Source organism: Cellulomonas iranensis NBRC 101100 = JCM 18110, assembly GCF_001552375.1.
Lineage (GTDB): Bacteria > Actinomycetota > Actinomycetes > Actinomycetales > Cellulomonadaceae > Cellulomonas > Cellulomonas iranensis.
Genome location: NZ_BCRB01000005.1, coordinates 1 through 25,272, shown reverse-complemented (window position 1 = coordinate 25,272; position 25,272 = coordinate 1). Strand labels below are relative to the sequence as shown.

Annotated in this window: 19 protein-coding genes; 10 read left to right on the top strand and 9 right to left on the bottom strand. The window is 77.1% G+C overall.

The features are described 5' to 3' along the window. Positions 1-84 precede the first annotated feature (84 nt). Positions 85-1,710 carry a non-homologous end-joining DNA ligase LigD gene (locus CS2_RS01445; RefSeq protein WP_233421027.1) on the top strand — a complete coding sequence of 542 codons (1,626 nt, stop codon included), beginning with the start codon at positions 85-87 and terminating at the stop codon, positions 1,708-1,710. Between the two features lie 155 nt (positions 1,711-1,865). After that, positions 1,866-2,612 carry a GAF and ANTAR domain-containing protein gene (locus tag CS2_RS01440; RefSeq protein WP_070318589.1) on the top strand — a complete coding sequence of 249 codons (747 nt, stop codon included), beginning with the start codon at positions 1,866-1,868 and terminating at the stop codon, positions 2,610-2,612. 9 nt (positions 2,613-2,621) lie between these two features. Here the strand turns inward: CS2_RS01440 and CS2_RS01435 are convergent, their stop codons facing one another. From CS2_RS01435 to CS2_RS01425, 3 genes are all read right to left on the bottom strand, one after another. Beyond that, on the bottom strand, positions 2,622-3,305 hold the full coding sequence (locus CS2_RS01435) for a response regulator (RefSeq protein WP_070318588.1): 684 nt from the start codon (positions 3,303-3,305) through the stop codon (positions 2,622-2,624). Continuing rightward, positions 3,302-4,546, bottom strand: coding sequence for a sensor histidine kinase (locus CS2_RS01430; RefSeq protein ID WP_226236874.1), 1,245 nt, complete (start codon positions 4,544-4,546; stop codon positions 3,302-3,304). The genes CS2_RS01435 and CS2_RS01430 overlap by 4 nt, the downstream gene beginning before the upstream one ends. A gap of 117 nt (positions 4,547-4,663) precedes the next feature. Further along, positions 4,664-5,863, bottom strand: coding sequence for a TIGR04053 family radical SAM/SPASM domain-containing protein (locus CS2_RS01425; protein WP_070318587.1), 1,200 nt, complete (start codon positions 5,861-5,863; stop codon positions 4,664-4,666). Positions 5,864-5,985: 122 nt separating this feature from the next. On the opposite strand from CS2_RS01425, the gene CS2_RS01420 reads away from it, so the two are divergent. The 3 genes from CS2_RS01420 (at position 5,986) to CS2_RS18695 (ending at position 8,762) form a co-directional block, all read left to right on the top strand. Then, positions 5,986-6,981 (top strand): CPBP family intramembrane glutamic endopeptidase, encoded by a 996-nt coding sequence (locus CS2_RS01420; protein WP_070318586.1) that lies wholly within the window; start codon positions 5,986-5,988, stop codon positions 6,979-6,981. A gap of 121 nt (positions 6,982-7,102) precedes the next feature. Further along, positions 7,103-8,398, top strand: a complete 1,296-nt coding sequence (locus CS2_RS01415; protein WP_070318585.1) for a helix-turn-helix domain-containing protein — start codon at positions 7,103-7,105, stop codon at positions 8,396-8,398. A gap of 217 nt (positions 8,399-8,615) precedes the next feature. Continuing rightward, on the top strand, positions 8,616-8,762 hold the full coding sequence (locus CS2_RS18695; protein ID WP_156441938.1) for a hypothetical protein: 147 nt from the start codon (positions 8,616-8,618) through the stop codon (positions 8,760-8,762). 129 nt (positions 8,763-8,891) lie between these two features. Here CS2_RS18695 and CS2_RS01410 read toward each other — a convergent pair whose 3' ends face one another. Continuing rightward, complete coding sequence (locus CS2_RS01410) at positions 8,892-10,034, bottom strand: SLC13 family permease (protein ID WP_070318584.1); 1,143 nt, start codon at positions 10,032-10,034, stop codon at positions 8,892-8,894. Between the two features lie 114 nt (positions 10,035-10,148). Further along, entirely contained in the window at positions 10,149-11,450 is a 1,302-nt protein-coding gene (locus tag CS2_RS01405; RefSeq protein WP_070318583.1) for an MFS transporter, read from the bottom strand. Between the two features lie 466 nt (positions 11,451-11,916). Between CS2_RS01405 and CS2_RS01400 the strand changes: the two genes are divergently transcribed. After that, positions 11,917-16,611, top strand: a complete 4,695-nt coding sequence (locus tag CS2_RS01400) for a PDDEXK-like endonuclease domain-containing protein (RefSeq protein ID WP_070318582.1) — start codon at positions 11,917-11,919, stop codon at positions 16,609-16,611. A gap of 831 nt (positions 16,612-17,442) precedes the next feature. Here the strand turns inward: CS2_RS01400 and mscL are convergent. The 3 genes from mscL to CS2_RS01380 form a co-directional block, all read right to left on the bottom strand. Further along, the gene (mscL, locus tag CS2_RS01390; RefSeq protein WP_070318580.1) at positions 17,443-18,090 is read right to left on the bottom strand and encodes a large conductance mechanosensitive channel protein MscL; all 648 of its coding nucleotides are present in this window, start codon (positions 18,088-18,090) and stop codon (positions 17,443-17,445) included. A gap of 43 nt (positions 18,091-18,133) precedes the next feature. Further along, a complete protein-coding gene (locus CS2_RS01385; protein WP_070318579.1) occupies positions 18,134-18,856 on the bottom strand; it encodes an SAF domain-containing protein in 723 nt (240 codons plus the stop codon). 105 nt (positions 18,857-18,961) lie between these two features. Next, a complete protein-coding gene (locus CS2_RS01380; protein WP_070318578.1) occupies positions 18,962-19,312 on the bottom strand; it encodes an FmdB family zinc ribbon protein in 351 nt (116 codons plus the stop codon). A 180-nt stretch (positions 19,313-19,492) separates the two neighbouring features. Between CS2_RS01380 and CS2_RS01375 the strand changes: the two genes are divergently transcribed. Further along, positions 19,493-22,063, top strand: coding sequence for a penicillin acylase family protein (locus CS2_RS01375; RefSeq protein WP_070318577.1), 2,571 nt, complete (start codon positions 19,493-19,495; stop codon positions 22,061-22,063). A 49-nt stretch (positions 22,064-22,112) separates the two neighbouring features. Here CS2_RS01375 and CS2_RS01370 read toward each other — a convergent pair whose 3' ends face one another. After that, positions 22,113-22,772, bottom strand: coding sequence for a 5-formyltetrahydrofolate cyclo-ligase (locus CS2_RS01370; RefSeq protein ID WP_070318576.1), 660 nt, complete (start codon positions 22,770-22,772; stop codon positions 22,113-22,115). 134 nt (positions 22,773-22,906) lie between these two features. Here CS2_RS01370 and CS2_RS01365 point away from each other — a divergent pair, with 134 nt between their 5' ends. The 3 genes from CS2_RS01365 to CS2_RS18375 form a co-directional block, all read left to right on the top strand. Beyond that, complete coding sequence (locus CS2_RS01365) at positions 22,907-24,151, top strand: molybdopterin molybdotransferase MoeA (protein ID WP_070318575.1); 1,245 nt, start codon at positions 22,907-22,909, stop codon at positions 24,149-24,151. A 35-nt stretch (positions 24,152-24,186) separates the two neighbouring features. Beyond that, positions 24,187-24,789 (top strand): GNAT family N-acetyltransferase, encoded by a 603-nt coding sequence (locus CS2_RS01360; RefSeq protein WP_070318574.1) that lies wholly within the window; start codon positions 24,187-24,189, stop codon positions 24,787-24,789. Between the two features lie 93 nt (positions 24,790-24,882). Then, the coding region (locus CS2_RS18375; protein WP_501161965.1) for a SepX/GlpR family protein at positions 24,883-25,272 on the top strand (390 nt) is incomplete at its 3' end.

Here is a 25,272-nt window from a genome sequence, read left to right as displayed (position 1 = left end):
TCCGCACCCTGGTGGACGGACGTGCACGGTTGCGGGCCCTCCCGACGCGACGCACGCTGTCGGTACGACGGGCCGGGAGGTGGCGTGAGCGGATCGGACGCGCTCGGCACGTACCGCGCGATGCGCGACTTCACGCGCACGCCCGAGCCGTCCGGGGCGCCGCCCGCCACGGACGGCGCGGTCGAGCGCCGGTTCGTGGTGCAGCGGCACCGCGCGCGCCGGCTGCACTACGACGTCCGCCTCGAGCTCGACGGCGTGCTGCTGAGCTGGGCCGTGCCCAAGGGCCCGACGCTCGACCCGGGCGTGCGGCGCATGGCCGTGCACGTCGAGGACCACCCGCTGGAGTACGCGGGCTTCGAGGGCGTGATCCCGCGCGGCGAGTACGGCGGTGGCGACGTGATCGTGTGGGACCGCGGCACGTGGGTGCCGTACAAGAGCGACGACCCGGCCGCGGAGCTGCGCGACGGCCAGCTGCACGCCGAGCTGCACGGCGAGCGGCTGCGCGGCAAGTTCCTGCTGGTGCGCAGCGACCGGCGCGGGCGGGACGGCGGCGACGGCAAGGAGCAGTGGCTGCTGATCCACAAGCACGACGAGCACGCGGTCGACGGCTGGGACGCCGAGGACCACCCGACGTCGGTCGTGTCGGGGCGCACCAACGACGAGGTCGCGGCCGACCCGGACCGGTTGTGGCGCTCGGGCGTGCCCGCGGCCGAGGCCGAGGTGGACCTGCGGGACGCGTCGCCGCCACCACCCGCACCCCTGCCCGCCGACGACGACGCGCTCGCGGCCCTCGACGACCTGGGGGCGTCGGGCACGTGGGAGGTCCACGGCCGACGCCTGCGCGTCACCAACCTCGACAAGGAGCTGTTCGGCGGCCGCGACGGCGAGCCGCCCGTCACCAAGCGCGACCTGCTGCGGTACGCGGCGCGCGTCGGGCCCGTCGTGCTCCCGTACCTCGCGGGGCGCGCGCTCAACATGCACCGGTTCCCGCAGGGCGCCGGCACCGCGGGGTTCTGGCACAAGCAGCTCCCCGACCACGCACCCGACTGGGTGCCGCGGTGGGACCGCCCCGACGTCGACCCGGGCGACACCACCACCTACCTCGTGGTCGACGAGCCCGCGGCGCTCGTGTGGGCCGCGAACTTCGGCGCGCTCGAGTGGCACGCGTGGACGTCGCGCACCGACGCGCCCGACCTGCCGACCTACGCCCTGGTGGACCTCGACCCCGGGACGTCGACCACGTGGGACGACCTCGTGCTGCTGGCCCGCCTGCACCGCGACGCGTTCGAGCACCTGGGCGTCCGCGCGTACCCCAAGCTCACCGGGAAGCGCGGCATCCAGATCTGGGTCCCGGTGGCCCCGGGGCCGTCGTTCGACGACACGCGCGCGTGGGTCGAGCGGCTCTCGCGGACGGTCGGCCAGGTCGTGCCCGACCTCGTGAGCTGGCGGTGGGAGGTGCGCGAGCGCGGCGGCCACGCGCGGCTCGACTACACGCAGAACGCCGTCAACAAGACCCTCGTCGCGCCGTACAGCCCGCGCGCCGCCCCGGGCGCGCCCGTGTCGGCACCGATCACGTGGGACGAGCTCGACGCCGACTGGCTGCGCCCCGACGCGTTCACGGTGCGCACGGTCCTCGACCGGCTCGCCGACGTCGGCGACCCGTTCCGCGGCGTGCTCGACGCGCACCAGGTGCTGCCGCCGCTGCGGTGAGGGGGTGCGGCGCCCGCCCGGGCCGGTCCCCTTGAGCGGCCCCGAGACGCGTGCCAAGGTGAGGACGTCGCAGGCGCGCACCCGCCCCCGTCGACCCAGGGGCATCCCCACGCGCGCCTCGCAGGGGCGGCGCGACGCGGCGGAAGGGGCACCCGGTGCGGCCAGGGCAGGACGACGCGGAGGCGGCGCGGACCGAGGCGTTCGCCGAGCTGGCCCGCATGCAGCCCGTCGACTCCGGCTCGCTCGCGTCGCTGCACGAGCTCCTGCTCGTGGTGCGGCGCACGCTGCCCGGCGTCGAGGACGTCTCGCTCACGCTGGGCGAGCCGGACGCCCCGACGCACGTCACGACCACGAGCCCGGGCGCCGCACGGGCCGACGGCTGGCAGGTCATGGCGGGCGAGGGGCCGTCGTTCGACGCGTACCGCGACGGGGCCACGGTCACGAGCGCGCGGTGGACGGCCGACCCGCGCTGGCCGCGCGTGGCCCGGCACTCCGAGACCGCCACGGGCGGACCCGCCACCGCCGTCCCCGTGCAGTACGGCGACCGGCGGTGGGGCGTGCTGACGTGCTACGGCGACCAGGTCCACACCGCCGACCAGGTCGAGGCCGTCGAGCTCGTGGCCGGGACGGTCGCCGCCGTGCTCACCGGGTCGCGGCAGCGCGACGAGCTGCGGGCGCTCGTCGCGCAGCTCGGTGAGGCCCTCGAGTCGCGCGCGACGATCGACCAGGCCAAGGGCGTGATCATGGCGCACCGCGGCGGCACGCCCGACGACGCGTTCGACCACCTGTCGGCCATGAGCCAGCACCGCAACGTCAAGCTGCGCGAGGTCGCGCGGGACGTGGTGCAGAGGGCGACCGCCGCGCGCCGCGAGCGGACGGACGGCGCCGGCTCCGGCCGGTGACGCGGTGCGTCAGACGTCGCCCGCCTCGTGCACGCAGATCGCGATGTGCGTGCGGTTGTCCGCCGGCAGCTTCTCCAGGATCCGGCTGATGTGCGTCTTCACCGTCGCGACCGTGATGAACAGCTCGGACGCGATCTCGGTGTTCGACAGCCCGCGCCCGATCGCACGGGCCACGTCGCGCTCGCGCTCGGTGAGCGCGTCGAGCTTCTGGCGCGCGGCCGCGCGTCGTTCGTCGCGCGGCTGGTCGGTGACCGACGCGATGAGCCGGTCGGTGACCGACGGGGACAGGGTCGTGCGGCCCGCGCCCGCGTCGTGCACGTGCCGCACGATCTCGGCCGGCGGCGTGTCCTTCAGCAGGAACCCCGCGGCGCCCAGGCGCAGCGCGCCCAGCACCATCTCGTCGGTGTCGAACGTCGTGAGGATCACGACGCGCGCGTCGGCCTGCTCGGCCAGCAGCCGCCGCGTGGCCTGCAGGCCGTCCAGCCGCGGCATGCGGATGTCCATGAGCACGACGTCGGGCGACGTCGCGCGCACCACGTCGAGCGCCTCGAGCCCGTCGCCCGCCTCGCCGACGACCTCGATGGTCGGGTCCGCGCCGAGGATGAGCCGCAGCCCGACCCGCACGAGCGTCTCGTCGTCGACCAGCACGACCCGCGTCGCCGGCCGGCCGTCGGCCGTGGTGGTGCCCGTCATGCCTGTCCCTCCGTCCCGGCCGCCCACGGCAGCCACGCCTGCACCGCGAACGTGCCGTCCGGGCGTCGTTGCACGTCGAGCTCGCCACCCGTGAGCCGCAGCCGCTCGGCGAGCCCCGTGAGCCCCCACCCGGACGACGGCAGCGGCGTCGCCGGCGGGTGGTCGGGCATCCGGTTGGTCACCTCGACGCCCACGCGGTCGCCCGGCGTGCCGTGCAGCCGGACCTTCACGGGCGCGCCCGGCGCGTGCTTGCGCGCGTTCGTCAGGGTCTCCTGCACGACGCGGTACAGGTGCCGGCTCGTCGACAGCGGCAGCCGCGCCAGGTCGTCCTCGGCCACGTGGTCGAGCACGTACGACACGGGCGACCCGGCGGCGCGCGTGCCGTCGACGAGCTCGTCGACCTGCGCGAGCGTCGGCTGCGGGCGCGACTGCTCGTCGGCCGCCGCGGGGTCGCGCAGCAGCCCGAGCACCTCGCGCAGCTCGCCGAGGGCCTCGTGCGCGTTCTCGCGGACGATCGCCGCGGTGTCGCGCACCTGCTCGGGGTCCAGCCCGGCGCGGTACTCCAGCGCGCCGGCGTGCAGCGCGACCAGCGACAGCCGGTGCGCCAGCACGTCGTGCATCTCGCGCGCGATGCGGTTGCGCTCGGCGGCGCGGGCCGTGTCGCCGCGCGCGTCGGCCTCGCGGCGCGCGATCGCGGCCTGCTCGCGCAGCGACGCGACGAGCGCGCGCCGACCCCCGATGAACAGCCCCGTCACCACGGGCAGGGCCATGCCGACCAGCACCGACAGCAGCAGCACCCACCGCGGCGGGTAGGGCAGGTCGTCCGGCAGGAAGACGTTCTGCAGCGCGCGGTCGGCCACCAGGCCGGCGCCGAACCACAGCGCGCAGACCGACAGGATCTCCGCCCAGCGGCGCCGCGTCGCCAGCGACACGACCGCGAGCGACGCGATGCCCGCCGAGAACACCGAGAACGACCCGAGCACGACGAGCACGCCCGTGATCGGCAGCGGCGCACGGTGCCGCAGCACGTACAGGACCGCGGCCACCACGAGCACGCCCAGGTCGACCGCGATCCACACCTCGGCGAGGAGGTTCGTCCTGCCCGTCATCTCGGCGCGCGCGATGCCCGCGCCGTACACCGCCGTGCCCGAGAAGAACCCCAGCGGCAGCGCGAGCATGAGCCGCCACGTGTGGGACCACGCGCGGCGGGCGCGGCTCGGCGGGGCGGGCGTCAGGGACACGCCGTGATGCTAGGCGCCCCGCGGGCCCGCCCGGATCGGTCGCGCGGACGACCGGGTCGGCCGCCCGGACGACGACGCCGTCCCGCGCGGACCTGCGTGCGACCGCGCGGGCCCGTGTCAGGACGCGAGCAGCGCCGCGACGTCCTCGGGGTGCGGGAACGACCCGGGGACGTACCCGCACAGCGGGTCCGACGCGAACGGGTCGCCCGTCGCGGCGTACGCGCGCGAGCGCGACCCGCCGCACACCCGGCCGAACTCGCACGCGCCGCACCGCCCGGTCAGCCGGGCGGGGTCCCGCAGCCCCGTGAACAGCTCCGACGTCCGGTAGATCTCGGTCAGCGGCTGCTCGCGCACGTCGCCCGCCGACACCGGCAGGAACCCGGACGGGTGCACCGTGCCGACGTGCGACACGAACACGAACCCGTACCCGGCGTTGACGTTGACCGGCGGGCGTCGCACGCGCGCGCCGTCGCCCCAGCCGAACGCGGCCGTGCGCTCGGTCAGCTCGGCGTACAGCTCGCCCAGGCCCAGCGCGGCCACGTGGTCCTCGCCGCGCGCGGCGAGCACCGCGCGCTGCAGCGACACGCGCCGGAAGTGGTGGCCCTCGGTCGTCTTCACCGGCACGTGCGGGCCCAGGTCGTACAGGTAGTTCATGACGTCCTCGGCCTGCTGCGGCGTGAGCGCCCCCAGGTCGACGCCGCGGCCGATCGGCACCAGCATGAACGCGCTCCACGTCATCGCGCCCTGCGCCCGCACGAGGGCCGCGAGGTCCGGCAGCTCGTGCACCGTGCGGCTCGACATCGTGGAGTTCACCTGCACCTTCATGCCGAGGTCGCGGGCTGTCGCCCACGCCTCGACGGTGCGGTCGAACGTGCCCGGCACGCGCCGGAACCCGTCGTGCACGGCGGCCGTCGCGCCGTCCAGCGACAACGACAGCGCCGTCACGCCCGCGTCCTGCAGCGCGCGCAGCGCCTTCCGGTCGAGCTTCTCGGTACCCGACGGCGAGACCGCCACCGCGAGCCCCAGCGCGCGCCCGCGCCGCACGAGCTCGGTGAGGTCCTCGCGCTCGAAGCAGTCCCCGCCGGTGATGACGAAGATGGGGGAGGGCCGGCCGAACGCCGCGACCTGGCGCATGAGCTCGGTTGCGGCGTCGGTGTCGAGCTCGCGCGGGTGCCGGCGCGGCTGCGCCTCGGCGCGGCAGTGCACGCACGACAGCGCGCACGCGCGCGTCGCCTCCCAGATGACGAGCAGCGGCCGGTCGGCCGGGTCGTGGCGGACGGTGCGGACGACGGGGCCGTGCGGGCGCATGCCGAGCATCAGACACCCGCCGCCGGCCCGGGGTCCGGGACGAGCGTCCCTTCCGCGCGGACGACGCCCACGCCCGCGTGGTCGGTCGCGCGGCCGATGCGTCGTGCCGGGACCGCCGTGACGATGGTCGGGTGAGCAGCCCGCACGTCGTGCCCCCGCCCCCGACCGTCGCCGCGCCCCCGACCGTGTCCGCCCCCCGGGCGGTGCGCGCGCGCGAGGTGCCCGGGACCTACGCGTACCACCGGCTCCAGCGGACCCGTCCCGGAGCCCGGTGGTGGCGGCCGCTGCTCGTCGGGCTCGTCGCGCTCGCGCTGTACGTCGCGCTGCTCGCGCTCGGCGGCGGCGCGCTCCTCGTCGCCGCGTTCGCGGGCGGCCCGGCGTCGTGGGACGCGCTCACCGGCCTGGACGTCACCGACCTCCTCGACCCCCTCGCGTTCACGCTCGCGATGCTCTCGATCATCGCGATGCTGCCCGCCGTGCTCGTCGCGACCCGGCTGCTCGGCGCGCGGCCCGTCGGCCTGCTCGCGTCCGTCACGGGGCGCGTGCGGTGGGGGTGGGCGCTGCGCTGCCTCGCGCTCGCGGCGGGTCTCGCGCTCGTGGTCCACACGGGTGACGCGGTCGTGGCGGCCGCGTCCGGACGGCCCTGGCAGCCCGACGTGGACGCGGGTGCGTGGCTGCTGATCGGCCTGGCCCTGCTGCTGGTGCCCGCGCAGTGCGTCGCCGAGGAGGTCGTGTTCCGCGGGTACCTCCTGCAGACCGTCGGCACGTGGCTGCGGCACCCGGCGTTCGCGATCGCCCTGCCCGTGCCGCTGTTCGTGCTCGGCCACGAGTACGTGAACCTCGCGATGCTCGACATCGCGCTGTGGGCGCTCGCGATGGGCTGGGTCACGTGGCGCACCGGCGGCCTCGAGGCCGCCGCGGCCGCGCACGTCGTCAACAACGTCGCGGTGTTCACGCTCGGCGCGGTGGGCCTGGCCGACCTCGACCTCGTGGACGTCGGGCCGGTCGCGCTCACGGTGTCCACGGTCCAGACCCTCGTCTTCGTCGGACTCGTCGAGGTGCTCGCGCGGCGCGCGGGCGTCGCCCGGGAGCGCGTCGTGGCCGCGCCTGCCGAGGGTGAGATCTGACACGTCCCGTGGCGATTCGTCGTATCCGCGTACGTTGCGTCCGTATCGGTCAGTCGTGCCGTGACACGAGTCGCCCCGGCCCCTCTTCCGTGCGGCGGGGTCGGTCCCTATCGTGAGATCCGTGCACCCCGTGAGTGAACGCATCCGTGACGCCCGCGAGCGCAGCGGCCTGTCGCAGGCCGACCTCGCGCGTGCGGCGATGATGCACCCCAGCTACGTGTCCCACCTCGAGCGCGGCGTGCGCGGTCCCGGCGACGCGGCCCTCGAGCGGCTCGCGCGTGCCCTCGGAGTCACGGCGCAGTACCTCGAACAGGGTGACCGCTCGCCCGAGTACCTCGAGTCGGAGGCCGCGCTCGTCCGTGCGCGGCAGCTCATGCGCGCGGGGCGGGCCCCGGACGCGGCGCGTGAGCTCGAGCAGGTCGAGCTCGCGGCGCTCGACGTCGACCAGGCGGCGAAGGTGCTGCTGGCGCGCGCCGAGGCGCTCGACCTCGCGGGTGACCTGGAGACCTCCTCGCAGCTGCTCGCGGACGTGACGCACCGGCTCGTCGTCGGCCACCGTCCCGAACGCGCGACGTACGCCGCGACCCGCCTCGTCATGGCGCTCACCGAGGCCGGCGACCTGCACGGCGCCGTGCGCGCGGGCGAGGAGCACCTCGCGACGCTGCGCGAGCCCGCCGCCGGCACCGACGAGATCTTCCGCCTCGAGTCGACGCTCGTGTGGGCGTACGTCGCGCGCGGGGACGTGACCTACGCGCGCGTGCGCGGCCAGGACCTGCTGGGGCGGGCCCTGGTGCACGGTTCGGCGCGCGCCGTCTGGTCCGTCCACTGGAACCTCGCGTTCGTCGACGACGCGCTCGGCGACCACGACGACGCGCTGTCGCACCTGCGCTCGGCCCTCGCGATCGCCGGGGGCGACGAGGTCGAGCGTGACGTGCCCCGCCTGCGGCTCGACCTCGCGCAGCTGCTGCTCACGGTGGACCCGCCGCGGCCCCGCGAGGCGCTCGCGGAGCTCGACGCGGCCGCGACCGCGCTGGAGGTCGGCGAGTCGCAGGTCGAGCTCGCGCGCGCGGCGACCACGCGGTCACGCGCCACGCTGCTGCTCGGTCAGCACCGCGCCGCCCTCGCGCACGCCGCGCGCGCGGTCGAGATGCTCGCGACGGGTGAGCGGCGCGACGCCGCCGCCGCGCACGAGGCGCTCGGCGACGCGCTGCTCGCCTCGGGCGAGCGGCCCGCCGCGATCAAGGCCTACCGGCAGGCGGCCGACCGGCTCGACCTGGCACCCGCCGGGCGGCCGACCGCACGCGCGTGGCGCCGGATCGGCGACCGGCTGCGCGTCGCGGGCGACGACCGCGCGCACGTCGCCGAGGCGTACCGGCGGGCCATCGACGCCGCGGGGGTCGGCGTCGTCCGCGCCTGACGAGCACGTCACCCCGACGGGTGAGGCGGCCCGTGACGGGCACGCCGTCCCGACGGGCGAGGCCCCGCCTCGGCGCGGCGGCCGCGACACGCCCGGGTGACGGCCGAGCCGGGAGCGTCTACCCCGGTCGGCCGCGGGTCATTGCGGTCTAGACACCGCCGTGGGGACCATGCCGAGGTACCGGATCGTCCGGTGCGTCGTTCGAAGGGGTCCCCTCATGAAGAAGCTCTCGCTCGCTCTCGTCGTCGCCCTCGCCGCGTTCTCCGGCGTGGCCGGTGCCACCGTCGCGTCGGGCACGCCGGTCACGCCGGGTGCGCCCGGCACGACCGTCACGATCCTCTCGCCGTGCTGCAAGGTGATGTGACGGACGCGCTCCCACGGTGACGACACCTGCGACGCCGCTCCGGGGCGACCACGCCGGCCCCGGGGCGGCGACGCAGGGCCGCGCCCTCACGCGCGCGCGACCCCCGCGTCCGCCGCGCGGTCCTGCAGGTCAGGACGTCAGGACCAGCGCTCCGACGCCGGCGGCGACGGTCAGCGGCGCGACGACCAGCCCCAGCAGCACGTACCGGCGCCACGACACGTCGACGCCCGCGCGCACGAGCGCGCGGTGCCACAGCAGCGTCGCGAGCGACGCCCACGGCGTGACCAGCGGGCCCGCGTTGACGCCGACCAGCAGCGCGACCAGCAGCAGCGGGTCGTGCGCCGCGGTCGGCTCGAGCACGAGGTATGCGGGCAGGTTGTTCACGAGGTTCGCGCCGAGGGCCCCCGCCGCCGCGACGGTCCAGGGGCCGCCGCCGGCGAGGTCCTGCTGCAGCAGGGCCCGCAGGCCCGCCTCCTGCAGCGCCTCGGCCGCCAGGAAGAGACCCGAGGCGAACACGACGAGCGGCCAGGGCACCAGGCCGGGCGTGAGCGCGCGGGGCCGGCGCCACGCGGTGACGACCAGCAGGACGACGGCCGCGACCGTCGCCGGGATCCACACGGGTGCGCCGCTCACGAGCCCGACCAGCAGCGCGACGACCACGCCCGCGCTCCAGCGCAGCAGCACCGGGTCCTCGGCGGGCGGCTCGTCGTCCGCGACCGTGTAGCGGCCCCGCAGCTCGCGGCGGTGCAGCAGCGCCACGGCCGCGACCGGCACGACGACGCACGCGAGCGCGGGCGCCCACGTGAGCGCGACGAACTCGCGGATGCCGCCGACGTGGTGCTCGGCCAGCAGGTTGGTGAGGTTGGAGACGGGCAGGAGCATCGACGCGGCGTTCGCGAGCCACACCGTGACCAGCGCGAACGGCCGCGCGTCGAGCCCGGCGTGCAGCGCGACGGCCAGCACGACCGGCGTCAGCAGCACGGCCGTCGTGTCGAGCGACAGGAACACCGTGCACACGACCGCGAGGGCCACGACCCCGCCCCACAGCAGGAGCGTGCGACCGCGCGCGCGGCGCGCGACGCCCGCCCCCACCGCGCGGAACAGGCCGGCCCCGGCGGCCAGCTCGGTCACGACCGTGACCGCCACGACGAACGTCAGCACGGGCCAGACCCGGTCGACCAGCGCGAGCGCCGCCTCGCCGGGCAGCACGCCCGTGGCCAGCGCGACGAGGCCGGCGCCGAGCAGCACGGTGCCGATGACGAGGGTCCTCACCGGGCGGCCCCCGCCACGTGCGCGAACGACGGGGAGCGGCGCGGGGCGCGGGGCGTCCCCGGTGCGGCGTTCACGGTCACGTGCACAGCGTGCACCCCCGCGCTCCGTGGTGCGTCATGACGCGCGCCGCCGGCGCAGCGCCTCGCGCAGCGGCGGCACGGGGGTGCCGGCCGCGCTGAGGTCGGCGCGCGCACGGCGCCGGTGGTGCAGCACGCCGACCACGCCGACGACCCACGGCACGAGCAGCACCGCGAACGCGAGCCGCCACGCGTCCAGGGGGTACGTCGTCGCGCCCGCGGGGGAGACGAGCTGCAGCACGACCCCGACCGCGAGGACGCCCGTGATCGTCGAGACGAACCCGCCGGTGTTGACGAACCCGGTCGCGGTGCCGAGCCGGTCGCCGGTCGTGAAGGTCCGCGCGAAGTCGATGCCCACGAGCGACACGGGCCCGCCCGCGCCGATGACCACGGCGAACACCACGAGCTGGGCGAACGGGCGCGGCGTGGCGGGCAGCAGCAGCCACGCCCACACGGCGAACGTCGCGCCCGCGGACGCGAGCACGACCCACGACCGTCGCAGCGGGTGCCGCGACGTCCACCGGCCGACCAGCGGGCCCGCGGTCATGGCCGACGCGGTCATGGTCGTGAGCAGCACGCTCGCCTCGGCGGGCGTGCGGCCCTGCGCGGTGACGAAGAACGGCACGCCCCACAGCATCGCGACGACGTTGAACGAGAACGGCGTGAGGAAGTGGGACCAGAACCCCAGCCGCGTGCCGGCGGGCAGCACGGCGGCACGCACGGCGTGCACGAAGCGCTCGCGGGCGGCGGTCTCGACGGCCGACGGCGCGGGGTCGGGCCGGCGCGCGAGCCCGGTCGCCGCGACGACGGTGACGGCCGCGCCGACGGCCGCGAGGGCCCCGAACGTCACGCCCCAGCCGCGGGCGTGCAGCACCCACGCCACGACCACGGCCGAGACGATCTGACCCGACTGCCCGACCAGCCCGGTGACCTGCACCATGACCGGCACGCGACGGGCCGGGAACCACTCGGCGATGAGCCGGCACGCGCTGATGAAGATCGCGGCGTCGCCCGCGCCGATGAGCACGCGCGCCGCCAGGGCCAGCGGCACGTCGTCGGCCAGGGCGAGCAGGCCCTGCCCCACGGCCATGACCGCCGAGCCGGTCGTGATCAGCACGCGGGCGCCGAACCGGTCGAGCGCCCGGCCCGCGGGGATCTGCAGCGCGGCGTACACGCCGAGCTGGAGCACCGAGAACATCGCGAGCCCGGTCGCGCTGAGCCCGAACCGCTGGACGGCGTCCACGCCCGCGACGCCGAGCGCCGTGCGGTGGACGACGGCCACCAGGTACGCGGCTGCCGCGACCGCCCACACCACGGTGGGGCTGCGACGCGTGCGCACCCACGTCCTCCGTCTCTCTCGTCCCGGCCCAGCGTAGGCCTCCGGCGCGTCGCCGCCGTGGGCCCGGCCGGCCGTGGAGCCCCCCGCCGGTCCCCTGACGTGGTGCGTCGCCGCGACACGCCGAGGCGGTGTCATGGATGACTCCAGAGTCATTGATTTTTCACCGGGTCGGGCGGGTCTGGACGTTTGACCGAGAGGCTCGCGAGGGGCACCATTGATCCCGACGGTGCGCATCGCCTGCCCCCTGCGCGGTGCGCACCGTTTCAGCTTCGCACCGACGGGACGAGCCACACGGCTCGTCCCGTTGGTCGTTTCCGGGGGTGTGCCGGCGGCGCCCCGGGCAACGACCCGCCGCCCGCGGGTCGCGGACCCGCCGTCCACCGCCCGCACCCCGGGATCCGCGCAACCCGGGCGGGCACGGCGTGGCCGCCCCGGGATCCGCGTGCCGCGCGGTTACCGTGCCAGGGTGACCGCTCCCGCACGCACACCCGGCCCGGGCGACCGGCCCGACGCCGACGTCGCCGCGTCCGCGGCGCCCGAGGCCGCGGACGGCCCGCCGGTCGCGCTCGTCGAGCCGCCGTCACCCGCCGAGGTCCTCGAGGGTGCCGTCGCGACGTGGCGCGCGGCGCTCGTCGAGGCGGCGGGCGCGTCGACGCTCGCCGACGTCGACCAGCTCGGCGAGGCCGCGCTCGACCTGTCGAGCGCGCACCCCTCCGGCATGGCGCAGCTCTTCGCCGGGCGGCCCACGCGGCTGTCCAACCTCGTGCGCGAGCCCGGGGCGCAGTCCGCCGCGCGCCGCCGCGCGCGCGCCGTCGCGGCGCGCGCGGCGGCCTACACGCAGCGCTACGGCATCGCGTCGACGTCGCTCGCGATCGGCGTCGCGACGTGGACGGACCGGTCGACCGCCGACCTCGCGTCGGACGACGTCGGTGCGCTCGCGCACGTCACGCGGCACCCGCGCACGCCCAGCGGACGGGGAGCCGGCGACGACGGCCCCGACGTGCCCGTGCGCACCGTGCGCGCCCCGGTGCTGCTGCGCCCCGTCGCGCTGCGCGCCCGCGGCACGGGCGAGGGCGACCACGAGATCGAGCTCGAGCCCTCCATCGAGGTCAACCCCGTCCTGGCGCGCGCGCTGCGCAGCCACGGCGCGCTGCTCGACCCCGGTGCGGTCGCGCGCGGCACGTTTACCGGTGCCGGGTTCGACCCGCGGGGCGCGCTGCAGCGGCTGTCGTCCCTCGGCGAGGCCGTGCTCGAGGACTTCCGGCTCGTCGAGCGCGTCGTCGTGGGCACGTTCGTGCACCCGGGGCAGATCATCGTCGACGACCTGGACCAGCTCGCGGGCACGCTCGACCGGCACGACGTCGTGCGTGCGCTCGCGGGGCTCGACGAGGCGCGCGCGGCGCTCGACGTGCCGCTGCCCGCGCCCGTCCCCGGGGACCGCGACCCCGCGCTCGAGCGCGGCATCGGCGACCTCGACCCCGCGCAGCAGCACGTGCTCGACGTCGTCGCGACGGGCTCCCACGTCTTCGTCGACGCGCCCACCGGCTCCGACGTCACCGGCACGCTCGCCGCGATCGTCGCCGACGCGGCCGCCGAGGGGCGCACCGTCCTGTACGTCCCGGGCCACCGGCGGGCCGCGGTGTCGCTCGTCGAGCGGCTCCAGCGCCTCGGCGTCGGCGAGATCGTGCTCGACGTCGAGCCGCACGCCGGGTGGCGCACCGCCGCCGCGCGCCGGCTGCTCGGCGCGATGACCCTCGAGCCGCCCGTCGTCGACACCGACGCCGTGCAGGCCGTCCGCGTGCCGCTCGTCGAGCAGCGCGAGCGGCTGCGCGCCTACGTGGACGCGCTGCACGCGACGCGCGAGCCGTGGGGCGTCTCCGCGTACGACGCGCTGCAGGAGCTCGCGCGGCTCACGGCCGCACGCCCGACGCCCGCGACGACCGTGCGGCTGTCGACGGACGTCGCGCGGCCTCTCGACGCCGAGCGGCGCGCGCACGTGGCGCGCGACCTCGTGCGCGCCGGCGAGCTCGGCGCGTTCCGCCTGCGCCCGCAGGACACCCCCTGGTACGGCGCCGACCTGCGCACCGCGGCCGACGCGCAGGTCGTGCGGCACCGCCTCGACCGGCTCCTCGACGTCACGCTCCCGCAGCTCGTCGAGCGCGCGGCGCAGGTGGCCGCCGAGACGGGGCTCACGCGCGCGACGACCCTCGACCAGTGGGCCGAGCAGCTGCGCATGCTCGACGGCGTGCGGGACTCGCTCGACGTGTTCCAGCCGCTCGTGTTCGAGCGCACCGCCGCCGACCTGGTCGCCGCGACCGCGACCAAGGAGTGGCGCGAGGAGCACGGCGTCCCGATGGGGTTCTGGGTGCGTCGCCGCCTGCGCAAGCAGGCCAAGGACATGCTGCGCCCCGGGCGCCCCGTCGCCGACCTGCACGGTGCGCTCATCGAGGTGCAGGCCCGCCGCGAGCTGTGGCAGGCGCACTGCCCGGCGGGCGGCTGGCCGCGGCTGCCCGAGGGCCTCGAGGTCATCGAGGCCGAGCACCTCGCGGTCCGGCAGGACGTCGAGGCGCTCGCCCTGGTGCTCACGACGACGCCCGGCGGCGGGCTGCTGACCACCACGCCGTTCGACGAGCTGCGCGACCGGCTCGTGCGGCTGCGCGACGGCGCGTCCGCGCTCGACACGCTGCCCGAGCGCACGCAGCTGCTGCACGGGCTGCGCGCGGCGGGGCTCGGCGACCTCGTCGACGACCTCGCCCACCGCCGCGTGGCACCCGCGCTCGCGGCGGCCGAGCTCGACCTCGCGTGGTGGAGCACGGTGTTCGAGCAGGTCCTCGGCGCCGACCCGGCCCTCGCGGGCTACGACGGCGCGGCGCTCGGCGCGCTGTCCGCGCGGTACGCCGAGCTCGACCGGCGGCACGTCGTCAGCCGCGCCGCGCCCGTCCTCGCGGCGGCGCTGGGTCGCGTGGCCTCGGCCGTCCGCACCCACCGCGACCAGGCGGAGGGGCTGTTCGCGGAGCTGGTCGACGAGCGCATGACGTCGCTGCGCGACACCGTCGCGCGGTACCCCGACCTCGCGCGTCGTCTGCGACCCGTGCTCGTCGCCGGGCCCATGCTCGTCGCGCAGGTCCTGCCCGCGTCGCGCACGGTCGACCTGGTCGTCGTGGACGCCGCGGCGCACCTGCCCGTCGAGGCGGCGCTGCCCGCGATCGCGCGCGGCCGGCAGGTCGTCGTCGTGGGCGACGCCCGGTGCGCGTCGGGCTCCGCGGTGCGCGAGCTCGCCGCCGTGCTGCCGACCGTCGCGCTGCACGCCGACGCGTCGCGCCGCGACCCGCACCTCACGCGGTTCCTCGCCGAGCACGGGTACGAGGGCGTCCTGGTCCCGACGCCGCTGCCCTGCTCGGCGCCGCTCGTGACGTTCGAGCCCGTCGACGGCACCGGCATGCCGGACCCCGCCACGAGCATGGTCGACTCGACGCGCGCCGAGGTCGAGCGTGTCCTCGAGTTCGTCGTCGAGCACGTGCTCCAGCACCCCGACGAGTCGCTCGCGGTCGTGACGCTCACGCCCCGGCACGCCGACGCGGTGCGCGAGGTCGTCATGGCCGAGGTCCGCGGCAACCCCGCGCTCGGCGCGTTCTTCGACGCCGGGCGCGTCGACCCGTTCCTCGTCGTCGACGTCGCGAACGTCGCGGGCCTGCAGCGCGACGCCGTGATCCTGTCGCTCGGCCTCGGCCGCACCCCGCACCGCCGCGTGCTGCACACGTTCGGCCCCGTGAGCCGCCCGGGCGGCGACGCGCTGCTGCTCGACGCGCTGGGCTCGACGCGGCACCGGCTGACCGTGGTCGCGTGCTTCACGGGTGACGACCTGGACCCCGAGCGGCTGCGCGGCCCCGGCCCGCAGCTCCTCGCCGACGTGCTGCGGTTCGCCGTCGAGCGCGGCGCGCAGGCGCCCGGCGCGGACGCGTCGGAGCGGCCCACGGGCGGGCCCGACCCCGACCGGCTCGTGCTCGACCTGGCCGAGCGGCTGTGGCAGCACGGCCTCGTCGTCGACGTCGACCACGGCGTGCCCGGCGGGGTGCGGATCCCGCTGGTGGTGGGTCACCCGGACCTGCCCGACGAGATGCTCGTCGCGGTCCTGACCGACGACGACGAGTACGTGAGCGAGCCGAGCGTGCGCGTGCGCGACCGCCTCGTGCCGGACCGGCTCGAGCGCCTCGGGTGGTCGGTCGTGCGCGTGTGGTCCGCCGCCGCGTTCCTCGACCCGCAGGCCGAGGTCGACCGCATCCGGCGTGCCGTCCACACCGCGCTGGTCGCGCGCCGGCCCGAGCTCGCGGCCCCGGTGTCCGCGCCCGTGCGGGCGGTGCCGGTGCCGGTCGAGGACGAGGACCACGCGCCCGTGCGGCCGTACGTCGACGGACGATCGGCCACGGGTGCCCAGCCGGTGGTCGCCCCGGCGACCGGTGCCGTGCCGGTGGTGCGCACCGCGACCGGTGCCCAGCCCGTGGTCGCGCCCGCCGCGACGGGTGCTGTGCCCGTGGTCGCGCCCGCCGCGACGGGTGCGGTCCCCGTGGTCGCGCCCGCCGCGACGGGTGCGGTCCCCGTGGTCGCGCCCGCGACGGGTGCGACGCCCACGGTGCCCGCCCCGCCGCGTGACGGTGCGACGCCCGCGTCCCGGGCCGCCGCCACGACCGGCGAGCCGACCGGCGCGAACCCGACCGGTGCGAACCCGACCGGCACGAACCCGACCGGTGCGGTCCCCGTGGTGCGGACGCCCACCGGCGTGACGCCGACGGTCGGTCCGCGGTCGGTCACGGGCGCGGACCCCGCGGTCGACGCCGCGGGCGGGTCAGCCGTGCGCCGCGCGACCGACCTGGGCCCCGCGGGTCCGGTGCAGACGGAGGCGTTCGTGCACACGCCGCCCGCGGGCGAGCAGCTCGTGCTGCCGCTGCGCACGACCCCGCGCCCCGACGTCCGTGCCGGGCTGCCGATCAACGCCTACAGCGACGACCAGCTCGACGACCTGGCCCGCTGGCTGCGGTCCGACGGCGTGGAGCGCACGCGCGACCAGCTGGCGGACGCGCTGCGGGCCGAGCTCGGCATCACGCGCCGCAGCCACCGCGTCGACACGGCGGTCCGCGCGGCGGTCACCCGCGCCTTCACCTGACAGCCGCGGTCACCGGCCCGTCCGACGGCCGCGGTCACGGACCCGTCCGACGGCTGCCGTCACCGGCCAGTCCGACGGCTGCCGTCGCCAGCCCGCTCGACGGGCGCTGCCCGTCATCCCCGACCGTCATCGAGGTCCGCCCGGTCCCCACGGCATCGAACCCGCGACGAACGCGGGGTTCGGCCGCTCGTGGTGTCCGAGAAGCGGCCGAACCCCGCGTTCGCGCGTGCGGGACGGGGCGTGGCTCCCGGGGAGGGGTGGCGGCCGGCCGGGTGCGCTCGTGCGGTGGGAGGATCGGGGGGTGAGTGCTGCACCGCGTCGCCCCCGCCGGGCCGTGCGACCGTCGGGGACGGTCGGCACGGACGAGTCCGTCCTCCGCTCAGTGCACGCAGCGCCGCCCGCTCCCGCGGCGTCGGTGCCCGCGCCGTCCGCTCCCGCGGTGTCGGCGCCGTCCGTGCCAGGTCCGTCCGGTCGCGTGTCGGAGCCGTCGGGCGTCCGCGCAGCGCCGTCGGCTGGGACGCCGTCCACCGGGTCCGCCGCCGACGTGGCGACCGGCCGCCCGGGCGGGGGCGGGTCCGCCCCCGCCGACCCGGTGGACGACCCGTGGCGGGCGACCCGCTCGGCGGACGACTCGGACCGGGGCTGGGGGCGCGAGGAGCCGTCGTCGAACGACGACCGGCTGCGTCGGGAGAAGCCGCCCCACTGGTGAGCCCGTCAGGGCGCCGGGGCTCCGGCGGCTCCGGTGTCGCCCACCGCCGGGGCTCCGACGGCTCCGGTGTCGTCCAGGTGGCACCGCCCGTCCTGGTGCTGCGACGGGCCGGCGCGCCCGGGTCAGGGGTGCGTGCCCGGCGGGATGCTCGGCGGTGCGCCGGGCGCCGGGGGAGTGCCCGGTGCGGGCGGCGGTGCGACCGGTGGCGTGCCGGCCGCGGGGTCGCCCGGCGTCGTGGTCGTGTCGTTGACGATCGCGGGCGTCAGACGCTGCGACAGCAGGTCGCGGATCTCCTGCAGCAGCAGGATGTCCTCGGCCGGCGCCGCGGGCTCGTCCTCGACGCCCTTCTTGCGGCGCGCGGCGAGCGCGTTGAGCGGCACGACGATGAGGAAGTAGATCGCCGCGGCCGTGATGAGGAACTGGAGCAGCGCGTTGAGGATCACGCCCACCTGGATGGGAGCGATCGGGTCCTCGCCCGGGCCGGGGGTGCGCCACGTGTAGGGGCCGATGTCCCACAGGCCCGCGAGGTTCGGCTTGCCGAACACCCAGCCGATGAGCGGGCTGATGAACCCGTCCTGCAGCGCACCGACCACCGCGGTGAACGCGGCGCCGACGACCACGCCGACCGCGAGCTCGATCGCGTTGCCGCGCGAGATGAAGTCCTTGAAGCCCTGGAAGACCTTGGCCATGCCCTTGACCTGGGAGCTGCCGCCCACGGCGCGGAGCCGGTCGCCCGCCCCCCGCAGCCCTTCGCGCATGCTGTCCGACACCGGGTCCTCCCGCTGGTCGCCCTCACCGACTGGTTCCTGCCGATCATGGCACGACGACCGCCACCAGTCGGGACGAGGCGGACGACTCGGCCACGGCGAGGGCCTCGTCCGGCGTCAGCGCGACGACGACGGGCGGCGCCTCGTCGGGTGCGGCGACGCCCCCGAGCAGGCCGCCGCCCGCGCCGGCCGGGCCGTCGGCGGGGGCGGGGAGCACGAGCGCGCGCCGCGCGACGGTACGGCCGTGGCCGCCCTCGGGTCGCGCCGCGACGAGGTCCACCCGCAGGCCCGGGGTGAGCAGCGCGGCCACCGCGGGGTCGTCGAGGCGCACCGCCGTCACCACGGTGCCGGGCGGCCCGGTCAGCGCGGCGTCCACCAGGAGTGCCGGCGCGAGCGGCATGCTCGCCGGCAGCGCGACGGCCGTGACCCCGCCGACCGCGTCCGGCACGGTGGTGACCACGCGCTGCGGTGCGGCGCCGGGCGCGACCCGGGCCACGGTGACGTCGTCCGGCGTCAGTGTCGTGCCGGCGGGCACGTCGCGGGTCAGCACGACCACGGGGACCGTGGCCGGCGGGGGTGGGCGCACCGCGTGCACGACCGCCGCGGCGGTCGCGCCGAGGCACAGCGCGGCGACGAGCGCGCGCGACCGCCACAGCAGCAGGCGCCACCGTCGTGCCGGCGTCGGGCGCGCGACCGGCAGGGGCGGGGGCGCGCCCGACGCGGACCGGGCGGCGGGGTCCGGGCCGGGTGGCGTCGGCAGGAGGCTCACCTGCGGGACGCTAGGACCCGTCGGGTGCGCCGCGTGGCGCAGGACGCGCCACCGGGGACCGGGGCGACGCAGCGAGGCCTGTGGGCGGCTCGCGGCGTCCGGGGGTCAGGCGGACGCGGCCGGTGCCGCGGAGGTCGCCGGCGCCGCGGAGGTCGTGCCGGCCGTCGTCGACGTCGACGAGCCCGACGTCGTGCCGGACGACGTGCTGCCGCCCGACGACGTGCCGCCGCTGGACGACGTGCTCGACGACGTGGTGCTCGAGGCGCTCGTCGACCCGCCCGCGCGGGCGTCGTTGCGGTAGAAGCCCGAGCCCTTGAACACGACGCCGACGGACGAGAACACCTTGCGCAGGCGTCCGGCGCACTCGGGGCAGACCGTGAGCGAGTCGTCGGTGAAGGACTGCTGGACCTCGAAGGCGTGCTCGCAGGCCGTGCAGCGGTAGGCGTAGGTGGGCACTGGTTCTCCCTCGTCGTCGCCGGGCGTCCCCGACGGTCCTCGATCCGATCCCCGGGGCTGCGCAGTGCGCTGCGGCGTGCTGCCGGAGCACTCCTCGCGGGTCCTGCGGCTTGGCACTCTCGGGGTCCGAGTGCCAACTGTACGCCTCCCGTCAAGCGGCCTCGCGGGTACCCTGCGAAGGTGCCCCGTCGCCATCGTCTGCGGACCGCGTCCGTCGTCGTCGCCGTCGTCGTCGTGCTCGCGCTGCTGGCCACCGCGCTCGTGACGACCCTCCTCGTGCGCCGCCCCCTGCCCGAGGTCTCGGGCACCCTCGAGGTCCCCGGCCTCGCGGCCGACGTGCAGGTCACGCGCGACGCACGCGGCGTGCCGACCATCGTCGCGGGCTCGACCGACGACCTGTTCCGCGCGCAGGGGTACGTCACCGCGCAGGACCGCTTCTTCGAGATGGACTACCGCCGGCACGTCACCGCCGGGCGGCTGTCCGAGCTCGTCGGCGCGAACGAGCAGGCCCTCGAGGCGGACAAGGTGATCCGCACGCTCGGCTGGCGGCGCGTCGCCGAGCAGGAGTGGGACCTGCTCACCGACGACACGCGCGGCTACCTGCAGGCGTACGCCGACGGCGTCAACGCCTACCTGGCCGACCGCGACCCGGGCGCGATCGCCGTCGAGTACACCGTGCTGGGCCTGCGCGTGCCGCAGACCGCGCCCGCGCCGTGGGACCCGGTCGACTCGCTCGCGTGGCTCAAGGCCATGGCGTGGGACCTGCGCTCCAACTACGACGCCGAGCTCGAGCGCGCCATGACGTACCGCGCGGTGCCCGACGTCGCGCGCGTCGAGGAGCTCTTCCCCGCCTACCCGCAGGACCAGCACCTGCCGATCGTCACCGCGACCGACGTCGCGGACGGCGCGGCCACCGTCGCCGACGGCGCCGGCCTCGCGCTCGCCGACGACGCGCTGCAGGACGCGCTCGCGGCGGCGGACCGCGCGCTCGCCGCGGTGCCGCAGCTCGTCGGCCGGGGCGAGGGCGTCGGCTCGAACTCGTGGGTCGTCGCGGGCGAGCACACCGCGTCCGGCAAGCCGCTGCTCGCCAACGACCCCCACCTGGGCATCTCGGCCCCCGGCATCTGGTCGCAGGTCGGGCTGCGCTGCGCCGACGTCGCGGCGGACTGCCCGTTCGACGTCACGGGGTTCGCGCTCGCGGGCCTGCCCGGCGTGATCATCGGCCACAACGGCGACCTCGCGTGGGGCCTGACGAACATGGGCGCCGACGTCACCGACTTCTTCCTCGAGCGCGTCGACGGGGACCGCGTGCTCGTCGACGGCGAGCGGCGCCCGCTGCAGGTGCGCACCGAGACGATCTCCGTCGCGGGCGGCGACGACGTCGAGCTCGAGGTCAGGGCCACGGCGCACGGCCCGATCGTGTCCGACGTGCTCGACCTCGACGGCGTCGCGCGCGGACCCGTGCCCGACGACGCGCCCGGCTCACGCTTCGAGGTCGCGCTCGCGTGGACCGCCCTGACGCCCGGCCGCACGGGCGACGCCGTCTTCGCGATGATGACGGCGTCCGACGCGGCCGACGTCGCCGCGGCGGCCGTCCTGTTCGAGGTGCCCGCGCAGAACATCGTCTTCGCGACGACCGACGGGCACATCGGCTACCAGGCGCCCGGGCGCGTGCCCGTGCGGGCCGTCGTCGACGGACCCGTGCCGTCCGACGGCACCTGGCCCCGTCCCGGCTGGGACTCGCGCTACGACTGGCAGGGGTGGGTCGAGCCCGCCGACATGCCGCGCGTGCTCGACCCCGCCGAGGGCTTCGTCGTGGCCGCCAACCAGGCCGTCACGCGCGCCGGCGAGGGGCCGTTCCTCGCCCGGGACACCGACTACGGCTTCCGCAGCCAGCGCATCCGCGACCTGCTCGCGCAGCAGATCGCCGCGGGCGACAAGGTCGACGTCGCCTCGACCGCGGCGCTGCAGACCGACCGGCACAGCCCCTACGCCGACGTCCTGGTGCCGGCGCTGCTCGAGGTCGAGCTCGACGACGCGTTCGACGCGGGCGGCCAGGAGCTGCTGCGCACGTGGGACCGGTCGATGGACCCGGACTCGGCGGCGGCCATGTACTTCGCGGCCGTGTGGGCGCAGGTCCTCGAGCTGACGTTCACGGACGACCTGCCCGCCGGGCACGGCCCCGACGGCGGCTCGCGGTGGCTCGAGGTCGTGCACGGCATGCTCGAGGACCCCACGTCGCCGTGGTGGGACGACCGGACGACGTCGGGCGTCGTGGAGGGCCGCGACGACGTGCTCGCGCGCGCGCTCGTCAACGCGCGCCACGAGCTGACCGCGCACCTCGGCAGCCGCACCGACGACTGGGCCTGGGGCAAGCTGCACGTCGCCGCGCCCGAGCACCCGGTGCTCGGTGGCGAGGGCGTGCCGGGCGTCGTGCACGCGCTCGTGAACCCGCGTGCGCAGCGCGTCGGCGGCGGGTCGTCGATCGTCGACGCGACGGCCTGGGACGCCGCGAGCGGGTCGTACGCCGTGACGGCGGCCCCGTCGATGCGCATGGTCGTCGACCTCGGCGACCTCGACTCCTCGACGTGGGTGAACCTCACGGGCACGTCGGGCCACCCCGCGAGCGTGCACTACGCCGACCAGCTCGAGGCGTGGGCGCGGGGCGAGCAGTTCGCGTGGCCCTACTCCGGGGCCGCGGTCGAGGCCGACGCGGTCACCCACCTGACGCTCACGCCCGCGCGCGACTGACCCCGGACGGCACGCCCGCCCGGCGCCCTGACGTCAGGGGACGTCGCCGTCAGGCGTCGGCCGCGCCCGGTCCGAGCCGCCGCCAGCCGGTCGGCGTCGCGACGGCCGTGACACCCACGTCGTGGGGGGCGCGCGGCACCGACCCGAGCACCTCGTCCTCGTGGACCAGCGCGACCACGGGCACGCCCGGGCGCACGTGCGCCAGCACGCGGTCGTACCAGCCGCCGCCCTGCCCCAGGCGGCCGCCCGCCGCGTCGACCGCCAGCGCGGGCACGAGCACCACGTCCGCGTCGGCCAGCGCGGCGGCGCCCAGCGGGTCGCCGCCCGGCTCGGGCGGGCGGCCGGGGGCGCGCTCGCGCAGGTCGTCGGGGCCCGCGTACTCGGCCCAGTCGCGCTGCAGGCCCGTGCCCAGCACGGGCAGCAGGAGCCGCACGCCGCGCGCCGCGAGCACCTCGACCAGGGGGCTCGTGCCGGGCTCGGTCGGGCGGGACGCGTAGACGCTCACGCAGCGCGCGTCGGCCACCTCGGGGATCGTCAGCACGACGTCCGCGAGCCGCTGCGCGACCTCCGAGCGCTGCCGCGCCGAGCGGTGCGCGCGCTGCTCGCGGATCCGGCGCCGCAGCCGGTCCTTCTCCTCCGACGGGTCGCGGGGTCGTGCGCGTCGCGCCACCTCGTCCGCAGGGGAGGGGGGCTGGGCGACGGCGCTCATGGCACCAGTGTCTCAAAGTCCGGCCCCGCCGACCCGGACCGAGGTCATGCCCGTGGTGCGGCGCACGTGCCCGGCGAGGCCCGGTCGCGCGCGCCGGTCGCGGCGCACGGCCGCCCGGCAGGCACAATGCGCGCATGAGGACGGTCCAGGACCATCTCGCCGCCGTGCTGGCCGCCGCCGCACCGGTGGCGCCGCTCGACGTCGTGCTGCACGACGCGACCGGCTGCATCCTCGCGGCCGACGTGGTCGCGTCGGTCGACGTCCCGGCCGTCGCGGTCGCGGCGCGCGACGGCTACGCGGTCGCCGCGCACGACACGTACGCGTCGGGGGCGCAGGGCCCCGCGCTGCCGGTCGCGCACGACCTGCACGCCGGCAGCCCCGCCGGCCTGCGGCACGTCGGCGGCACGGCCGTGCGCGTCGCGTCGGGGGCGCCGCTGCCGCTGGGCGCCGACGCGGTCGTCCCCGTCGAGGAGACCGACCGCGGGCAGGCGCGGGTCGCGTTCCAGCGCGTCGCGACGGCGGGGCAGCACGTGCGGGTCGCCGGCGCGGACGTGCGCGCGGGCGAGACCGTGCTGACGGCGGGCACGCGGCTCGGGGCCCGCCAGATCGCGCTCGCGGCGGCCCTGGGGCGTGGGCGGCTGCGCGTGCACCCGCGCCCGCGCGTCGTGCTGCTGTCGGTGGGGTCCGAGCTGATCGAGCCGACGAGCGCGGCCCGCCCGGGCACGGTCTTCGAGGCCGACGGGCACGCGCTGGAGGCGGCCGTGCGGGACGCGGGCGCGACGCCCGTGCGCGTCGGCGCCGTCCCCGACGAGCTGGCAGCGCTGCGCGAGGCGCTCGAGGACCAGCTCGTGCGCGCCGACCTCGTGGTCCTCACGGGTGGGCTGTCCGAGCTCGCGCACGACACCGTGAAGGACGTCCTCGCGCCGCTCGGCACGGTCCGGCTCGACCAGGTCGCGATGACGCCCGGCCTGCGGCACGGATTCGGCACGGTCGGTGCGCACGGCCTCGACGTCGTCGACGCGGGCGGCCGGACGGTGCCGCTGTTCGCGCTGCAGGGGCACCCGGTCGCGGCGCAGGTGTCGTTCGAGGTGTTCGTGCGGCCGGCGCTGCGCGCGATGGCCGGGCACGCCGAGCTGTTCCGCCCCTCGGTGGCCGCCGTCGCCACCGAGGGCTGGGTGTCGCCGCCCGGGCTGCGGCAGTTCGTGCCCGCCAGCGTGCTCGGATCCCCCGACGAGGGGTACCGTGCGACCCCGATCGGTGACCCGTCCGCCCCGTCGACCACGGCGCTCGCGCACGCCAACGCGCTGGCCGTCGTGGGGGAGGGGGACGTGGCGGTGCACCCGGGGAGCGTGCTGCACTGCCTCGTCCTCGAGGGGTGAGCCGCGCCCGTCGTCGCGCGGAAGGAGCGTGAGCCGTGGCCGTGGGGTGGCCCGTGGAGCTGGTCGACGGTGACGTGCGGCTGCGGCCGCTGCGGCGCCGCGACGGCGACGCCTGGATGCGCCTGCGCGCCGAGAACGTCGGCTGGCTCGAGCCGTGGGACGCGACGAGCCCCGAGCCGGTGCGCGGCCCGCGGCCCACGTTCGGGCAGTTCGTGCGCGCGCTCGCCGCGCAGGCGCGCGACGGGCAGGCGCTGCCGTTCGCGGTCGAGCACGAGCGGGCGCTCGTCGGGCAGCTCACGGTGTCGGCGATCCAGTACGGGTCGCTGCGGTCCGCGGCGATCGGCTACTGGGTGTCGCGGCACGTCGCCGGGCGTGGCATCACGCCCACCGCGGTCGCGCTCGCGACCGACCACTGCTTCGGCGCCCTGGGCCTGCACCGCGTCGAGGTCAACATCCGGCCCGAGAACGGGCCGTCGCTGCGCGTGGTCGAGAAGCTCGGGTTCCGCGACGAGGGGCTCCGCGAGCGCTACCTGCACATCCAGGGTCGCTGGCGCGACCACCGGACGTTCGCGCTGACCACGGAGGACGTGCCCGAGGGGCTCGTGGCCCGCTGGCACCGGCGGCGCGCGCACGCCTGACGCGTCCCATTAGCACCGCCCCGGTCGGGTGGGTCGGCGCGACACGCCGCACCGGTGCGACGTCGCGGGCGCCGTGCCCCCTACCGTCGTGACGTGAACGATCTCGCAGGCCCCGCAGCGCTCGCGCTCGTGGGCCTGTGGGCGGCGTACCTGGTGCCGCACCACCTGCGGCACCGGCAGCGACTGCTGGAGGCCCGGGCCGACGACCGGTTCTCCACGGGGCTGCGCGTCGTGGCGGTGGCGAGCAGCACGCGTCGCCGTCTGGGGCGTGGAGCCGCGGCAGCCGGCATGTGGGGGCCGAGCACCAGATCACTGCTCACCCCGGGGACGGGGGTGCCGGCGACGTCCGCCGGCACGGCGACAGGAGGCAGGACCGTGGACCGACCGCACGCCACACCCGAGCGCATCTCCGCCGAGGCCGCGCGCCGGCTGGCGCAGGCCCGTGCGTCGCGTGCCGCCGCGGCCGCGCGCCGGGGTGCGGCC